The following is a 13744-nucleotide window of genomic DNA, read 5'->3' as shown; positions in this document are numbered from 1 at the left end:
CCAGCATGCAACCGGTCATGAATCCGAAATACCCAGGGCTGTCGGTACGCGTCGCCGATGATGGCTTTGCGGCTTATATCTGGGGCAGCGATTTCAGTTTTGAAGTCGCCGCCTACGGGGCTGCCGAAATTGGCAAACCTGTGGCGCAGTGGCCGGTGACGCCGATCACTCCTTATCGCAAGTGTTACGGCATCGATCCGGAGGAGTTCAGCAGTTTTCGCGATGCCGCCGACAGTGCGATTTTCATGGCGTATCTGGACGATGAGCCGGTGGGTCATCTGGTGATCAGCACCAATTGGAACGGTTTCGCGCACATCGACGAACTGGCGGTGCATGCCCCGGCCCGGCGTCATGGCGTGGCCAAATCGTTGCTGGATGTGGCGCAGTTCTGGAGCCGCAAGAAGAAACTGCCGGGCATCATGCTCGAAACCCAGAACAATAACCTCGGTGCCTGCCGCCTCTATGAGCGCTGCGGGTATGTGATCGGCGGGATTGATCATTTGCGTTATCGCGGCATCGACCCGAACACCGCCGAAGTGGCGTTGTTCTGGTATCGACTGTTCGATAACCCGCTGGAAAACCCGGTCAGCTCGCCAGCATCGCCACGGCTTGTTCCGTAATGATCGCCAGCAGCGCCTGAACCGCTGAAGAGGGTTCGGCGTTGTTCAGGGTCAAGGCGTAGAGGCTGATCGGCACGGCGGGCGCCAAGGGGCAAACGTCCAGCCCGGATGACTTGGCGCCGAGGGCGGTGAACGGGTCGACGATGGCCAGGCCTTCACCGGCCTCGACCATGCTGCGCATCATCTGATGGGTCTGGACCCGGGTCTGGATCACCGGGGCAGGGCGCAACGCTTGCAACTTGGTTTCCAGCGCCGGGCTCAGCGGGTCATGCCCGTCGAGGCCGACCATCGCCTGACCGGCCAGGTCTTGCACCGACACATATTTCTGCTTGGGTTGCAGCCAGCCATGGGGCGCCAGCAACTGGAGCTTGCCCTGGGCAATCACCTGGCAATGGATATCGGCGTGGTCGGGGTCGTGCAGGCTCAGGCCCAGATCGCTTTCGCGCAGCAGCAGGCTGCGGACGATCTCGCGGGTGGGCTGGCTCAGGAGGGTGCACGGTGCATCGGGAAAACGTCGGCGCAGGGCCGCGATGCTGTGCGGGAGTAATTGTTGGGCGAGCGGCGGGGTGCCGATGATGCGCAGCGGTGGCGCCAGGTATTGCTTGAGGCTGTTAGCCAGGCGCTGCACCGGTTCGAGGGCTTCGTAAACGTGAGCGATCTCGACCTGCAACTCCCGCGCCTCGCGCGTGGCCTGCAAGCGGCCGCGCACGCTGGAAAACAGCATGAAGCCCAACTGACCCTCGGCGTCACGCAAAATCCCTTCGACCTCGGCCACCGGCAACTGCAGCCATTCGGCGGCGGTGCCCAGGTGACCGGTCTGCAAGAGCGCCTGGATCACTTCGATATGACGTAAACGCATGCGTGAAGTCCATGTTCAGCAGGTGAGGGAGTCAGTGGCTGAATCCTAACTCAAGTGCGCGCATATGACTTCTGCTCATAACACAGGGTTATGAGGCGACGGTGGTTTCCGGCAGGCTGCCGACGTAGGTGTCGGGTTCGCGAACGATGGTGACGTCCGATTGAATCAACAGGAACTGGTTGTCATCGAGCTTCTTGACGCGATCGCCAATGGCCAGCTTGTAGGTGGTGACAGGCTCTGTGCTGCCGAGACCGTCTGCCGACGGGATGGATTCCTGGAACTCATGCACGGAATAAACGCGGCCTTCCGCGTCTCTTGCATGGAACTGACCGACGAGTACTGCTGCCATCTGCTTAGAACCTCTGGAGATAAATCACTCAATTTGCGGTTCTGTAGACCGTGGTTGGGCGAGGTAAGTTTTCCTACAGGAAAAAAATAGTCAGGGGCGGCGATTTTCGCTCGCCCGCTGATTGAATCGTCATCTATAACTACAGGCTCTTTCCATCGATAGTCGAGAATCTTCCATGAGCAACGTCTACACGATCGCCGTCATTGTCGGCAGCTTGAGAAAAGAATCGATCAATCGCAAGGTCGCGTTGGCCCTGGCTGATCTGGCGCCTGCCAATCTGAAATTGAATATCGTCGAAATTGGCGACTTGCCACTCTACAACGAAGACATCGATGGCGTTTCACCGCCGGCAGCCTACAGCACTTTCCGGCAACAAGTGAGTTCATCCGACGCAGTGCTGTTTGTAACCCCTGAATACAACCGTTCGGTGCCGGCGCCGTTGAAGAATGCCATCGATGTCGGGTCGCGTCCTTATGGCAAAAGTGCCTGGGGTGGGAAGCCGGGGGCGGTGATCAGCGTTTCACCGGGTGCGATCGGCGGTTTCGGCGCCAACCATCACTTGCGCCAGTCCATGGTGTTCCTCAATGTGCCGTGCATGCAGCAACCGGAAGCCTATCTGGGCGGCGCGGGTACGGCGTTCGATGAGGCGGGCAAGCTGAATGAGTCGGTGAAGCCGTTTTTGCAGAGTTTCATCAATGCGTATGGCCAATGGGTTGAACAACACAAGAAAGCCTGACAGACCTCTTGTAGGCGCAAAGCTTGCTTGCGATGACGGTGTGTCAGCCAACAGCGATGTTGAATGTAAAGTCGTCATCGCGAGCAAGCTTTGCTCCTACAGGGAGTGGGGGATGCTTGAGAGTCTGCTGCAAATCATTGCTTCGATTTCCGCGAGCCAGGTGTCGGTTTGCTCCGCCGTTGGTTGCGCCGCCACGCAATAACGCCGCCCACCCCACGCCATGATCACCCAGGCGTCGACGGACATTTCTGTCGGCTGTGCAGGCAAGTCGCCACACGCCGCAAAGGCTTCACGCCATTTTTTCGATAATTCCTGAAACAGCCGCCGATGGTGCTTGGGCTCGCTGAACTGGTGTTCAATCGCCAACACTTCATGGTTGAACAGCGGTTGGCGCACGACGTCCGGCTCGCAGGTCAGGCGGATCAGGCGTTTGATCCGGGTCAGCCAGTCGAGGTCGTTGGCCCGCACGACCTGTTCGTCCAGATGTTGTAACAAGTCATCCAGAGAATGACGGATGTAGCCCGATAACAAGGCTTCCTTGCTCGGGAAATAGTCGTACAAGGTGCCAATGGCCACGCCCGCTTCCAGTGCCACCTCGCGGGTGGTCAAGCCTGCCCAGCCGTCGCGCTGCCAAATCCGAACAAACGCCTGGTAAATCGCCTCGACAGTGAAAATCGCCCGCGCCTGACTCGGCCGTTTCAGCGGTTTGGCGCGGGGGCTGAGGGTTGGCGCGCGCCCCTTGGTGTTTCCGACCCCGCTCTTCATCGGCTGCCATTACTCTGGTGCTACCCGCCACTCACTCGCAGCAGGAGTCTGAAAGATGCAAAGCCCGAGCACGGTAACACGGCTGATCACCCGCAAAAATGCCCTCGACCAGAGCCGGGTCGAGCAAGAGCAACGCAGCCTGATTCCCGCACCCGGCGAGATCATTCTGAAAATCGACCGCTGCGCGCTGACCACCAACAACATTACCTACGCCGCTTATGGCGATTCGATGAACTACTGGGGCTTCTTTCCTACAGGGTTGGCGGATTGGGGGCATATCCCGGCCTGGGGGTTCGCTGATGTCGTGGCGTCAGATGTCACCGGCATCAAGGTCGGGGAGCGCTTCTACGGTTATTTCCCGATTGCCAGCCATCTGTGGATGCGCCCGGACCGGATCACTGAGCGGGGCTTCTACGATGTGGCCGAGCACAGACAGGCGCTGACGTCGGCTTACAACCAATACACGCGCTGCAGTTGGGATTCGTACTACACGCCTGAAACCGAAAACCTGCAGATTTTGCTTAAGCCGCTGTTTCTGACGTCATCGATGCTGGCGGACTTCCTGCAAGACAACGAATTTTTCGGCGCCACTCGGCTGGTGTTTTCCAGCGCATCGAGCAAAACCGCTTATGGCACGGCGGTGTGCCTTGAAAATAACCCGGATCTGGAGCGGGTCGCCCTGACCTCGGCCGGTAACAAAGCGTTTGTCGAGTCGCTGGGTTGTTATGAGCGCACCGTGTCCTACGAGGAGCTGGCGACGTTGGCCAGTGATCGTCCGACGCTGTATGTGGACTTTTCCGGCAACCTGGGGCTGCGCGATCAAGTGCATCAGCATTTCGCCGGTCAATTGGTTTATAGCTGTTTCGCCGGCTCGGCCCAGAGCACCGATCAAGCGCAACTGAGCGCGATCGAAGGGCCTCAACCAGTGTTCTTTTTTGCGCCGATCCAGATTCGTAAACGCAATACGGAATGGGGAGCGGAAAAGGTCAGCCAACATATCGGCGAAGGGTTGCAGCGGTTTTATGGTCTGCTGACAGCGACACCCGCGCCGTTGCTTGAGGTGGTCGAGAGCGAAGGCTATGAAGCGGCGCAACGTGTAATATCGCGGCTGTTTCATGGACAGGTTGCGCCGGTCGAAGGGCATGTCATCACGTTGTAATTGGCTGACACCACGACAACCCCTGTGGGAGCGGGCTTGCTCGCGAAGGCGGTGTGACATCCAACGTTGATGTTGGCTGACACGACGCCTTCGCGAGCAAGCCCGCTCCCACAGGGGATTCTGGTGTGGTGGGGATTTTTGTATACCGCCACGGAATTATCGCGCCGGCCATCCACTCTGTTGCAGTTCACTAATCCGATTGTTTGCTCAAGGCTGCTGTGCATGCTCATTGCGTCGTTGATTTTCCTGCTGACCATCACCCTGGTGATCTGGCAACCCAAAGGCCTGGGCGTTGGCTGGAGCGCGGTATTCGGCGCGGTGTTGGCGCTGCTGTTCGGGGTGGTGCACCTGAGTGACATCCCGCTGGTGTGGCAAATTATCTGGAACGCCACCGGCACCTTCGTCGCGCTGATCATCATCAGTTTGTTGCTGGACGAGGCGGGGTTCTTTGCCTGGGCGGCGTTGCACGTGGCGCGCTGGGGCAAGGGCAGCGGGCGCAAGCTGTTTGCCTTCATGGTGTTGCTCGGGGCGTTGGTGTCGGCGTTGTTTGCCAATGACGGCGCGGCGTTGATCCTCACGCCGATCGTGATTTCCATGTTGCTGGCGCTGCGCTTCTCGCCGGCCGCGACCCTGGCCTTCGTGATGGGCGCCGGGTTTATCGCCGACACCGCGAGCTTGCCGCTGGTGGTGTCGAACCTGGTGAACATCGTGTCCGCCGACTTTTTCCACATCACCTTCAACCGTTATGCAGCGGTGATGATTCCGGTCAACTTCGTCAGCGTCGCCGCCACGCTGGGGATGTTGATGTGGTTCTTCCGCAAGGACATTCCCAAGGCCTACGACCCCGCGCAACTCGAAGACCCGGCCACGGCGATCCACGACAAAGCCACGTTTTATGCCGGTTGGGTGGTGTTGGTGATCCTGTTGCTCGGTTGCTTCGCCCTGGAACCGCTGGGCATTCCGATCAGCGCGATTTCGGCGGTGTGCGCGGCATTGCTGCTGGGGATTGCCGCGCGCGGCCACAAGATTTCCACGCGCAAGGTCATGAAAGAAGCGCCGTGGCAGATCGTGATTTTCTCTCTGGGCATGTACCTGGTGGTCTACGGCCTGCGTAACGCCGGGCTCACTGATTATCTGGCCGGTTGGCTGAACGGCTTTGCCGGTTACGGGGTCTGGGGCGCGGCGATGGGCACCGGGGTGCTGACGGCGCTGCTGTCGTCGATCATGAACAATTTACCGACGGTGTTGATCGGGCTGCTGTCGATTGATGCCAGCCAGGCCACGGGTGTGGTGAAGGAAGCAATGATCTACGCCAACGTCATCGGCAGCGATTTGGGGCCGAAAATCACCCCGATTGGCAGTCTGGCGACGTTGTTGTGGCTGCATGTGCTGGAGCGCAAGAACATCACGATTGGCTGGGGTTACTACTTCAAGGTCGGGATCGTGCTGACGGTGCCGGTGTTGTTGGTGACGTTGGCGGCGTTGGCGTTGCGGTTATCCCTCTGAATCGCCTCGCCTGAGTAGGAGCTGCCGAAGGCTGCGATCTTTTGATTTTAAAGATCAAGATCAAAAGATCGCAGCCTTCGGCAGCTCCTACCTGGAGGGGTATCACGTTCAGCCGCTCCCCGGCACATTCGGCCAAAGATCCGCCACCAGAAACAACCGTTCTGCCTCTTCCCATTCGCCATTGGCGTTTTCGGTCAGCCGCACCATCAATTGCGCCGGCGCCAACGGTTCCAGATCGCCAAGCCAGACGTTCAACTGTTCAGTGTTCCAGGTCTGGTCCGCCGGGTAGTGCGCCGGGGCCAGCCAGGCGTGGCGGGGCAGGGGTTGCCAGCGCCCGAACGGCCGCTGCACGACGAAATCCGCCCAGTCTTTTTGATGCAACCAACTGCCGCGCAAATGCTGCGGGTGCGCACCACTCGGCGATTCGGACAGCCCCGGCCACGGATACAACAGATAGCCGCCCAGCCACAAATGCGCACTGAACTGTTGAATATCCAGCGCCGCCAGCACTTCGCGGCTTTCCGGGCAGGCGGAAATCGGCAGTTGATGCTGGCTCAGGTGCGCCAGTTTGCGGTCCAGCCGATCATGGCAGCCGGGGCCCAGCCACTTTGCCGTGTCACGCCCATCGCCATTTTGCGGGCCGAGGTAGAGCTTGATCGCCAGTTCCAGGTGATGCACGCCGTCGCGGTCGCGCAGCAACATGTCCAGCTCGCCCAAGGTGTGACCCTCGCGGCGGATCGGCAGGTTGGCGGCAATCAACTCGATGCCCGGCGCATGGCGCACGGCGTATTGCCACAAACGCTCGTAATACAGGCCCAGCCGCCGGGTTCGGGCCTGGGCCAGCCAGTGCAGCAGGTCATAACTGTCCTTGTCCAATTGCCGCAACCAGCGCTCCAGCAGTTCCGGGGCCTGCACCCATTCGCTGCCGGCCAGCGGATGACGCTGCGGCCACGGGGCCTCGTCGAGCATCGGCGGCGCGAGGATGACCCACGCCAGGTCGCGCACCTCGGGGTGGCGCAACTGGTGGGGCAACTGGAGCAAATCGGGAAATAGGATCATCTTGCGAGCATAGCCCTAAACGTGAGTGCGCCCTGACGGCTGAAAGGATTTTGTCTATCCCGCGCTTTCGCCCATAATCGTGTTTTTTCGCTGCCCCGCAGGAGCCCCATGGAGCAATTTCGTAATATCGGCATCATCGGTCGCCTGGGCAGTTCGCAGGTGCTGGATACCGTCCGCCGACTGAAACGGTTTCTGCTCGATCGTCACCTGCACGTGATCCTCGAAGACACCATCGCCGAAGTCCTGCCGGGGCACGGCCTGCAAACCTCGTCGCGCAAGATGCTCGGCGAAGTGTGTGACATGGTGATTGTGGTCGGCGGTGACGGCAGCCTGCTTGGCGCCGCGCGGGCCCTGGCCCGACACAATATTCCGGTGCTGGGGATCAACCGGGGCAGCCTGGGGTTCCTGACCGATATCCGCCCTGATGAGCTGGAAGTCGAAGTCGCCAAGGTCCTCGACGGCCATTACCTCGTGGAAAACCGCTTTCTGCTGCAAGCCGAAGTTCGCCGCCATGGCGAGGCCATCGGCCAGGGCGACGCGCTGAACGACGTCGTGCTACACCCCGGCAAATCCACGCGAATGATCGAGTTCGAACTGTATATCGACGGCCAGTTCGTCTGCAGTCAGAAGGCCGACGGCCTGATCGTCGCCACGCCGACGGGCTCTACGGCCTACGCGCTGTCTGCGGGTGGCCCGATCATGCACCCCAAACTCGACGCCATTGTGATCGTGCCGATGTACCCCCATATGTTGTCCAGCAGGCCCATCGTGGTCGACGGCAACAGTGAGTTGAAAATCGTGGTCTCCAAGGACATGCAGATTTACCCGCAAGTGTCGTGCGACGGGCAGAACCATTTCACCTGCGCGCCCGGTGACACCATTACCGTGAGCAAAAAAGCGCAGAAGCTGCGCCTGATCCATCCACTGGACCACAACTATTACGAAGTGTGCCGCACCAAGCTCGGCTGGGGCAGCCGCTTGGGGGGGGGAGGCGAGTGATGCTCGATCCCGCGCGTAGCTACGACCTGATCGGTGACGTGCACGGTTGCGCTCTGACCCTTGAGCACTTGCTCGACCGGCTCGGTTATCACAAACAAGGTGGTGTCTGGCGGCATCCGTCGCGCATGGTGGTGTTTGTCGGTGACATCATCGACCGCGGCCCGCGGATTCGCGAAGCGCTGCACATCGTCCACGACATGGTCGAGGCTGGCCAGGCGCTGTGCATCATGGGCAACCATGAATTCAACGCCCTGGGCTGGAGCACCCCGGCGCCGCCCGGCAGCGGCAAGCAGTTCGTACGCGAACACACCCCGCGCCACGCCCGTTTGCTGGGGGAAACCCTGACCCAATTTGAAGATCATCCCGGCGACTGGCATGACTTCCAGCAATGGTTCTACGAAATGCCCCTGTTCGTCGATGCCGGGCGGTTCCGGGTGGTGCATGCCTGCTGGGATGCGGGCCTGATCGAACCGTTGCGGGCGTTGTTCCCCGATGGCTGCGTCGATGAGCATTTCCTCCAGGCTTCGGCCGTGCCGGGCAGTTTTGCCTGCACCGTGTTCGATCGCTTGCTGCGCGGCACCGACATGCGCCTGCCCGATGGCCAGACCATGACCAGCGGCGATGGCCTGACGCGCTCGTTCTTCCGCACCAAATTCTGGGAAGACGACCCGCAAACCTACGGAGACATTGTGTTCCAGCCCGACGCCTTGCCTGAACCGGTGGCTCGCACGCCGCTGTCGTCCACCGAGAAAAATACCTTGCTGCGCTACGGCGTCGACGAGCCTTTGTTGTTCGTCGGCCACTACTGGCGCAGCGGCAAACCGGCGCCGATCCGGCCGAACCTCGCGTGTCTGGATTACAGCGCGGTGCTCTACGGAAAACTCGTCGCCTATCGTCTGGACCAGGAAACCCGTCTCGATCCGCACAAATTTGTCTGGGTCGATGTTGAACGGCCGGAGGTGCTGCAATGAGTACGGTGGCGGTTTTGCGTCTGCCGCTGGCGGTGGACTTGAGCGGCTTCGTCAAGCTGCTGCAACGCATGCAAGTGCCCCATCGCGTCAGCGAAGAGGCGGGCGAGCAGGTGTTGTGGGTGCCGGCCAATATCAGCGAAGACGTGCGTTCGTTGTATGAGCGTTTCCCGGCCGGTGATCCCGATCAGCAACTGGACATCCCGGTGGCGCACACCACGCGGCGTCCGGGGTTTGTCGAACAGTTGCGCTACAGCAAGGCAACCGCGGTTGTCCTGCTGCTGAGCATCCTGGTGGGCGCGGTGACGCTGCTGGGGGAAAACCTCGACACGATGCACTGGTTCACCTTCCTCGATTTCCGCGTGGTCGGCGATTACATCCAGTTCACCCCGCTGACCGACAGCCTCGCGGCGGGGCAGTGGTGGCGTCTGGTGACGCCGATGCTGATCCACTTCGGCTTCCTGCACCTGGCCATGAACGGCATGTGGTACTGGGAACTGGGGCGGCGCATCGAGGCCCGGCAGGGCAGCATCAACCTGATCGGCCTGACTTTGTTGTTCAGCCTGGTGTCCAATTACGCCCAGTATTACTACAGCGGGGCGAACCTGTTCGGCGGCTTGTCCGGCGTCCTGTACGGCCTGCTTGGGCATTGCTGGATCTTCCAGTTGCTGTCGCCCAACCCGGCTTATCGCCTGCCGCGTGGCGTGCTGGTGATGATGCTGGTGTGGCTGGTGTTGTGCATGTCCGGCCTGATCTCGATGATCGGCTTCGGTGAAATTGCCAACGCGGCGCATGTCGGCGGGTTGCTCATCGGATGCTTCACCGGTTTGTTGGGTGGTTTGTACAACCGCCGTAAACTGGCCGCCAACTAGTTCTGTCCATAAAGAGCACGGAGACCCTGATGTCCTCTTTTAACGAAATGATCAAAAACATCACCCCGGATATCTACCAGAGCCTGAAACTGGCGGTGGAAATCGGTAAATGGCCTGACGGTGGCAAGCTCACCGCCGAGCAGCGTGAACTGTCCCTGCAAGCGATGATCGCCTGGGAAATCCAGAACCTGCCCGAGGAAGAACGTACTGGCTACATGGGCCCGCAGGAGTGCGGCTCCAAGTCGATCACCGTGCCGAACATCCTGTTCAAGTCGGATGCCATCCATTGATTGAGATTGGCCGCGGTGCAATCAGCAAAATGTCGGCGCGCCTGGACGGGCCGAACGTGCAGTACGCTTTTCGTCTGGGCGACACCGAGGTGCCGGTCAATCCCATGATCGGCACGACGGTGCGCCTTGAGTACCTGGGAGCGATTTTCTGCTCCCATTGCGGACGCAAGACCAAAACCAGTTTCAGCCAGGGTTACTGCTACCCGTGCATGACCAAACTGGCCCAGTGCGATATCTGCATCATGAGCCCGGAGCGTTGCCACTTCGACGCCGGCACCTGCCGTGAACCGGAGTGGGGCCAGACGTTCTGCATGACCGATCACATCGTCTATCTGTCCAACTCCTCGGGAGTCAAAGTCGGGATTACCCGCGCCAACCAGATACCGACCCGCTGGATCGATCAGGGCGCACGTCAGGCCTTGCCGATCATGCGCGTCTCGACCCGCCAGCAGTCGGGCTTCGTCGAAGACCTGTTCCGCAGCCAGGTGGCGGACAAGACCAATTGGCGTGCTTTACTCAAGGGCGATGCGGTGTCGGTGGATCTGGCCGAGGTTCGCGATCAACTGTTTGATAGCTGCGCTGAAGGTTTGCAGGGTTTGCAGGAACGATTTGGACTACAGGCGATCCAGACTATTGCCGATGTAGACGTCCTCGAAATCCGCTATCCGATCGAGCAATACCCGGCCAAAATCGTCAGCTTCAACCTGGACAAGAACCCGATTGCCGAAGGCACGCTGCTGGGGATCAAGGGCCAGTACCTGATCTTCGACACCGGCGTGATCAATATTCGTAAATACACGGCCTATCAGCTCGCCGTGCATAGTTAAGGACTCCAGCATGCGCACCGAACAACCGAAGATGATCTACCTGAAGGACTATCAGGCGCCCGAGTACCTGATCGACGAGACGCACCTGACCTTCGAGTTGTTCGAGGACCACAGCCTGGTCCATGCGCAACTGGTGATGCGCCGCAATCCCGAGCGGGGCCCGGGCCTGCCGCCACTGGTGCTGGATGGCCAGCAGCTTGAATTGCTGTCGGTGAACCTGGCCGATAGTGAACTGAGCGCCGACGACTATGTGCTGACCGAGAATCACCTGACGCTGCATCCTCAGAGTGAACGCTTCACGGTTGACACCACGGTGCGTATTCACCCGGAAACCAACACTGCGCTGGAAGGCCTGTACAAGTCCGGCACGATGTTCTGCACCCAGTGCGAGGCCGAAGGCTTTCGCAAGATCACCTATTACCTCGACCGCCCGGACGTGATGAGCACGTTCACCACCACCGTGGTCGCTGAGCAGCACAGCTATCCGGTGCTGCTGTCCAACGGCAACCCGATTGCCAGCGGCCCTGGCGAAGACGGCCGGCACTGGGCCACCTGGGAAGACCCGTTCAAGAAACCGGCTTACCTGTTTGCCTTGGTGGCCGGTGACCTGTGGTGTGTCGAAGACAGTTTCACCACCATGACCGAGCGCACCGTGGCGCTGCGCATTTATGTCGAGCCGGAAAACATCGACAAGTGCCAGCACGCCATGAACAGCTTGAAGAAGTCGATGCGCTGGGACGAAGAGGTCTACGGTCGCGAATACGATCTGGACATCTTCATGATCGTCGCCGTCAATGACTTCAACATGGGCGCCATGGAGAACAAGGGCCTCAACATCTTCAACTCCAGTGCCGTGCTGGCCCGGGCCGAAACCGCCACCGACGCCGCGCACCAGCGGGTCGAGGCGATCGTTGCCCACGAATACTTCCACAACTGGTCGGGTAACCGCGTGACCTGCCGCGACTGGTTCCAGTTGTCGCTGAAGGAAGGCTTCACCGTGTTCCGCGATTCTGGCTTCTCCGCCGACATGAACTCGGCCACCGTGAAACGCATCCAGGACGTGGCGTACCTGCGTACCCACCAGTTCGCCGAAGACGCCGGCCCGATGGCCCACGCCGTGCGCCCGGACAGCTTCATCGAGATTTCCAACTTCTACACCCTGACCGTGTATGAAAAGGGCTCGGAAGTGGTCGGCATGATCCACACCTTGCTCGGCGCCGAAGGCTTCCGTAAGGGCAGCGACCTGTATTTCGATCGCCATGACGGCCAGGCCGTGACCTGCGACGACTTCATCAAAGCCATGGAAGACGCCAACGGTGTCGACCTGACCCAGTTCAAGCGCTGGTACAGCCAGGCCGGCACCCCGCGTTTGGCAGTGAGCGAGTCCTACGACGCGGCGGCGAAAACCTACAGCCTGACCTTCCGCCAGAGCTGCCCGGCGACACCGGACAAGGTTGAGAAACTGCCATTCGTGATTCCTGTGGAGTTGGGTCTGCTGGACTCTAAGGGCGCGGCGATTGCCTTGCGTCTGTCTGGCGAAGCTTCGGAGCAAGGCACTTCGCGGGTCATCTCGGTGACTGAAGCAGAGCAGACCTTCACGTTCGTCGACATCGCGGAACAGCCGTTGCCCTCGCTGCTGCGTGGTTTCTCGGCGCCGGTGAAACTGAGCTTCCCGTACAACCGCGATCAACTGATGTTCCTGATGCAGCACGACAGCGATGGCTTCAACCGCTGGGATGCCGGCCAGCAACTGTCGGTTCAGGTACTGCAAGAACTGATCGCCCAGCAGCAGAAGGGCGAGACGCTGGTGCTGGATCAGCGTCTGGTGTCGGCGCTGCGTACCGTGCTGTCGGACGAGACGCTGGATCAGGCCATGGTCGCGGAAATGCTTTCACTGCCGGGCGAAGCCTACCTGACTGAAATCAGCGAAGTGGCGGACGTTGACGCGATTCACATCGCCCGTGAATTTGCCCGCAAGCAATTGGCTGAGGGTTTGTTCGAAGCGCTGTGGCTGCGTTATCAGGCCAACCGCGACCTGTCGAAGAAAACCCCTTACGTGGCCGAGGCCGAACATTTCGCCCGTCGTGCCTTGCAGAACATTGCGCTGTCGTACTTGATGCTTAGCGGCAAACCGCAAGTGTTGGCGGCGACGCTGGAGCAGTTCGAGTTCGCTGACAACATGACTGAGCGTCTGACGGCATTGGCGGTGCTGGTCAATTCGTCGTTTGAAGATGAGAAAGCCAAGGCCCTGGCCAGTTTCGCCGAGCACTTCAAGGACAATCCGCTGGTTATGGATCAGTGGTTCAGTGTCCAGGCGGGCAGCACCTTGCCGGGCGGGTTGGCCCGGGTTCGTCAGTTGATGGCGCATCCGGCGTTCAATATGAAGAACCCGAACAAGGTGCGGGCACTGGTGGGAGCATTTGCCGGGCAGAACCTGATCAACTTCCATGCGGCGGATGGTTCCGGGTATCGCTTCCTCGCCGATCTGGTGATCGAACTGAACGGGTTTAATCCGCAGATTGCATCCCGGCAGTTGGCGCCGCTGACCCGCTGGCGCAAATACGACGACGCTCGTCAGGCGTTGATGAAAGGTGAGCTGGAGCGAATTCGCGCTTCGGGTCAGCTGTCCAGTGATGTGTTTGAGGTGGTCAGCAAAAGCCTGGCCTGAGTCTGGTGTTGCTCCCGCAGGGTTCCCCGAATCCTGTAGGAGCAAGGCTTGCCCGCGATGGCGGCCT

14 protein-coding genes are annotated in these 13744 nt (G+C 60.1%); 10 read left to right on the top strand and 4 right to left on the bottom strand.

Annotation, left to right across the window (positions count from 1 at the left end; translation table 11 throughout):
- Nucleotides 1–5 precede the first annotated feature (5 nt).
- Nucleotides 6–620 (top strand): GNAT family N-acetyltransferase, encoded by a 615-nt coding sequence (locus tag V5E99_RS03800; RefSeq protein ID WP_123514442.1) that lies wholly within the window; start codon nucleotides 6–8, stop codon nucleotides 618–620.
- On the opposite strand, the gene V5E99_RS03795 is transcribed toward V5E99_RS03800, so the two are convergent.
- Together V5E99_RS03795 and V5E99_RS03790 are read right to left on the bottom strand one after the other, a co-directional pair.
- On the bottom strand, nucleotides 586–1479 hold the full coding sequence (locus tag V5E99_RS03795) for a LysR substrate-binding domain-containing protein (protein WP_499801037.1): 894 nt from the start codon (nucleotides 1477–1479) through the stop codon (nucleotides 586–588). The two genes, V5E99_RS03800 and V5E99_RS03795, sit on opposite strands and share 35 nt — an antisense overlap.
- Nucleotides 1480–1567: 88 nt before the next feature.
- Nucleotides 1568–1828, bottom strand: a complete 261-nt coding sequence (locus tag V5E99_RS03790; protein ID WP_499801035.1) for a hypothetical protein — start codon at nucleotides 1826–1828, stop codon at nucleotides 1568–1570.
- 175 nt (nucleotides 1829–2003) lie between these two features.
- Between V5E99_RS03790 and V5E99_RS03785 the strand changes: the two genes are divergently transcribed.
- On the top strand, nucleotides 2004–2564 hold the full coding sequence (locus tag V5E99_RS03785; RefSeq protein ID WP_499801034.1) for an NADPH-dependent FMN reductase: 561 nt from the start codon (nucleotides 2004–2006) through the stop codon (nucleotides 2562–2564).
- A gap of 96 nt (nucleotides 2565–2660) precedes the next feature.
- Here the strand turns inward: V5E99_RS03785 and V5E99_RS03780 are convergent, their stop codons facing one another.
- Nucleotides 2661–3329 carry a TetR/AcrR family transcriptional regulator gene (locus V5E99_RS03780; protein ID WP_499801033.1) on the bottom strand — a complete coding sequence of 223 codons (669 nt, stop codon included), beginning with the start codon at nucleotides 3327–3329 and terminating at the stop codon, nucleotides 2661–2663.
- Between the two features lie 55 nt (nucleotides 3330–3384).
- On the opposite strand from V5E99_RS03780, the gene V5E99_RS03775 reads away from it, so the two are divergent.
- Together V5E99_RS03775 and V5E99_RS03770 are read left to right on the top strand one after the other, a co-directional pair.
- Nucleotides 3385–4488, top strand: coding sequence for a DUF2855 family protein (locus tag V5E99_RS03775; RefSeq protein ID WP_499801032.1), 1104 nt, complete (start codon nucleotides 3385–3387; stop codon nucleotides 4486–4488).
- 222 nt (nucleotides 4489–4710) lie between these two features.
- Nucleotides 4711–5994, top strand: coding sequence for an arsenic transporter (locus V5E99_RS03770; RefSeq protein WP_499801031.1), 1284 nt, complete (start codon nucleotides 4711–4713; stop codon nucleotides 5992–5994).
- A gap of 108 nt (nucleotides 5995–6102) precedes the next feature.
- Here V5E99_RS03770 and V5E99_RS03765 read toward each other — a convergent pair whose 3' ends face one another.
- Nucleotides 6103–7053: a DUF1853 family protein gene (locus tag V5E99_RS03765; RefSeq protein WP_499801030.1), complete on the bottom strand. Its 951-nt coding sequence runs from the start codon at nucleotides 7051–7053 to the stop codon at nucleotides 6103–6105.
- Between the two features lie 108 nt (nucleotides 7054–7161).
- Between V5E99_RS03765 and V5E99_RS03760 the strand changes: the two genes are divergently transcribed.
- Genes V5E99_RS03760 through pepN form a run of 6 tightly spaced genes read left to right on the top strand, consistent with a single transcriptional unit; the run spans nucleotide 7162 to nucleotide 13677 of the window.
- A complete protein-coding gene (locus V5E99_RS03760; RefSeq protein WP_427636310.1) occupies nucleotides 7162–8052 on the top strand; it encodes an NAD(+) kinase in 891 nt (296 codons plus the stop codon).
- Nucleotides 8052–9023: a metallophosphoesterase gene (locus tag V5E99_RS03755; RefSeq protein WP_499801028.1), complete on the top strand. Its 972-nt coding sequence runs from the start codon at nucleotides 8052–8054 to the stop codon at nucleotides 9021–9023. Before V5E99_RS03760 ends, V5E99_RS03755 begins: the two co-directional genes overlap by 1 nt.
- Nucleotides 9020–9892 carry a rhomboid family intramembrane serine protease gene (locus tag V5E99_RS03750; protein ID WP_499801026.1) on the top strand — a complete coding sequence of 291 codons (873 nt, stop codon included), beginning with the start codon at nucleotides 9020–9022 and terminating at the stop codon, nucleotides 9890–9892. Before V5E99_RS03755 ends, V5E99_RS03750 begins: the two co-directional genes overlap by 4 nt.
- A 29-nt stretch (nucleotides 9893–9921) precedes the next feature.
- Nucleotides 9922–10182: a YeaC family protein gene (locus tag V5E99_RS03745; RefSeq protein WP_499801024.1), complete on the top strand. Its 261-nt coding sequence runs from the start codon at nucleotides 9922–9924 to the stop codon at nucleotides 10180–10182.
- 29 nt (nucleotides 10183–10211) lie between these two features.
- The gene (locus V5E99_RS03740) at nucleotides 10212–11009 is read left to right on the top strand and encodes a DUF2797 domain-containing protein (protein ID WP_499801022.1); all 798 of its coding nucleotides are present in this window, start codon (nucleotides 10212–10214) and stop codon (nucleotides 11007–11009) included.
- A 10-nt stretch (nucleotides 11010–11019) separates the two neighbouring features.
- Nucleotides 11020–13677 (top strand): aminopeptidase N, encoded by a 2658-nt coding sequence (gene pepN / locus V5E99_RS03735; protein WP_499801020.1) that lies wholly within the window; start codon nucleotides 11020–11022, stop codon nucleotides 13675–13677.
- Nucleotides 13678–13744: the final 67 nt, after the last annotated feature.

The sequence above is a fragment of the Janthinobacterium sp. LPB2021202312-11-4 genome (assembly GCF_037049705.1).
Taxonomy (GTDB): domain Bacteria; phylum Pseudomonadota; class Gammaproteobacteria; order Pseudomonadales; family Pseudomonadaceae; genus Aquipseudomonas.
The sequence above is the reverse complement of the archived record's forward strand: the minus strand, read 5'-3'. Positions and strand labels throughout refer to the sequence as shown.

Excerpts from the sequence above, each read along its gene's own strand:
- V5E99_RS03800 (WP_123514442.1), top strand. The coding sequence starts at position 6 with ATGCAACCGGTCATGAATCCGAAATACCCAGGGCTGTCGGTACGCGTC.
- V5E99_RS03795 (WP_499801037.1), bottom strand. The coding sequence starts at position 1,479 with ATGCGTTTACGTCATATCGAAGTGATCCAGGCGCTCTTGCAGACCGGT.
- V5E99_RS03790 (WP_499801035.1), bottom strand. The coding sequence starts at position 1,828 with ATGGCAGCAGTACTCGTCGGTCAGTTCCATGCAAGAGACGCGGAAGGC.
- V5E99_RS03785 (WP_499801034.1), top strand. The coding sequence starts at position 2,004 with ATGAGCAACGTCTACACGATCGCCGTCATTGTCGGCAGCTTGAGAAAA.
- V5E99_RS03780 (WP_499801033.1), bottom strand. The coding sequence starts at position 3,329 with ATGAAGAGCGGGGTCGGAAACACCAAGGGGCGCGCGCCAACCCTCAGC.
- V5E99_RS03775 (WP_499801032.1), top strand. The coding sequence starts at position 3,385 with ATGCAAAGCCCGAGCACGGTAACACGGCTGATCACCCGCAAAAATGCC.
- V5E99_RS03770 (WP_499801031.1), top strand. The coding sequence starts at position 4,711 with ATGCTCATTGCGTCGTTGATTTTCCTGCTGACCATCACCCTGGTGATC.
- V5E99_RS03765 (WP_499801030.1), bottom strand. The coding sequence starts at position 7,053 with ATGATCCTATTTCCCGATTTGCTCCAGTTGCCCCACCAGTTGCGCCAC.
- V5E99_RS03760 (WP_427636310.1), top strand. The coding sequence starts at position 7,162 with ATGGAGCAATTTCGTAATATCGGCATCATCGGTCGCCTGGGCAGTTCG.
- V5E99_RS03755 (WP_499801028.1), top strand. The coding sequence starts at position 8,052 with ATGCTCGATCCCGCGCGTAGCTACGACCTGATCGGTGACGTGCACGGT.
- V5E99_RS03750 (WP_499801026.1), top strand. The coding sequence starts at position 9,020 with ATGAGTACGGTGGCGGTTTTGCGTCTGCCGCTGGCGGTGGACTTGAGC.
- V5E99_RS03745 (WP_499801024.1), top strand. The coding sequence starts at position 9,922 with ATGTCCTCTTTTAACGAAATGATCAAAAACATCACCCCGGATATCTAC.
- V5E99_RS03740 (WP_499801022.1), top strand. The coding sequence starts at position 10,212 with ATGTCGGCGCGCCTGGACGGGCCGAACGTGCAGTACGCTTTTCGTCTG.
- pepN (WP_499801020.1), top strand. The coding sequence starts at position 11,020 with ATGCGCACCGAACAACCGAAGATGATCTACCTGAAGGACTATCAGGCG.